This is a genomic window from Candidatus Eisenbacteria bacterium, assembly GCA_030017955.1.
Taxonomy (GTDB): Bacteria; Eisenbacteria; RBG-16-71-46; order JASEGR01; family JASEGR01; genus JASEGR01.
Map to the genome: position 1 here is coordinate 1 of JASEGR010000228.1, position 1,352 is coordinate 1,352.

Below are 1,352 nucleotides of genomic sequence, written 5' to 3' on the forward strand. Positions count from 1 at the left end.
GTGGGGCGAACCTGTACGCGTACGCCAACGGTAACCCGCTCGCGGGCATCGATCCCCTCGGACTAGACGCGCACATCCTCATGCGTGGTTATCGGGGAACCGCATTTGACCCGAATGTTGGGCATGTCAGCATCGCCGTTGATCTTCCAGGTGGCGGAGTGCTTGTTCGGGATGCAGCGAAGCCTTCTGGCAACCAGCGGCATGGAGAGCTGCGTAGTAGCACGGTGTACAAGAATCTTGATGCCGCTAGAGCCGCAGAGGGCGATCTTGGCATGGTTACGCTGCCGGACAAGATATTGAAGCATGGCGTCTTCGGCGCTCCCACTTCGGACGACATCGTTCGCGAGGCAATTGACACGGGATATATGGGGCCACAGGGCACTGCGCGATTGTATTGCTCAACATATGTAGCTCGCGTCCTGGAGGCAGCAGGTTACGATCTCGGATCGGGGCTGACCCCAAACATGCTCTTTAAGTCCGCCCAGAAGAAGGCCAAGAAGTACAATCTCACGGTAGAGTACTCTGGGGATGACTGCCCGAAGTGAAAGCGAGGACTTCCAAGTGGCTTGCTCTCGTTGTTCCTTTGGTCCTGCTCTTAGCCGGAGTTGCTTTCCTCTTGATCGCTCGATCACAGTCTCCCCGACGCAAATTGTATGAAGCTATTTTTGTGAATGCAGAAGCCATCCGAAAGGGGATCGCCCGGTTCGATATTCAGTACGAACGCTTGCCGACAAATCTCGCAGAGGTTGTGAACGCCGGTTTGCTTCCTGCCGTCTCACCGATTTACAGTTGCCCAGTCGCGCCAGATCAGGCAGCAGGACAGCAGATGTCCTACTGTGACACACAATACGAAATGCAGTTTGGTCCACAGGAAATCCTGATCACCGTCCCGCGACAGTATGTCAGTGTTGGGCCGTACCCAGGAATCATCAAAGGAGATCCGTCGAGATACTGCGTCGTGCGGTACCAGAAAGGGTCTGTCATTGCGGTTGGGCCATTCAAACGGGAATAGACGCCCTGTCTCCTACACAATTCCTTCCCCTCTCTGACGGAGGGCATTGGGGTCACATCTTCACATTGCACAAATGGCTGATTGACTTGGTGGGCGGGAGGTGTTAGACCCATCTTCTACAGTTTCGCGTCTGATTCCTTGCCGAATTCACGATTTTCCGAAGGAATTCCGCGAGTGGATTTTTGCCGAAGTCGAAATGTGTTGGCAATAAATCGCGGTGATGCTGTTTTCCGGTTGCATGGGCACGGTGCGCAGTGTACATGGCGTAGGCAAAGGGAGACGCCATGTTCTTTCGCGTGACACGCGCAGGTCGATATCAGTACGTGCAGATTGCCCGCAG

2 protein-coding genes are annotated in these 1,352 nt (G+C 54.7%); both read left to right on the forward strand.

Annotation, left to right across the window (positions count from 1 at the left end; all coding sequences use genetic code 11):
• On the forward strand, positions 1-545 hold a 545-nt coding region (locus tag QME66_13900; GenBank protein MDI6810034.1), incomplete at its 5' end, for a hypothetical protein.
• Positions 542-1,012, forward strand: a complete 471-nt coding sequence (locus QME66_13905; GenBank protein ID MDI6810035.1) for a hypothetical protein — start codon at positions 542-544, stop codon at positions 1,010-1,012. The genes QME66_13900 and QME66_13905, both read left to right, overlap by 4 nt.
• Positions 1,013-1,352 lie beyond the last annotated feature (340 nt).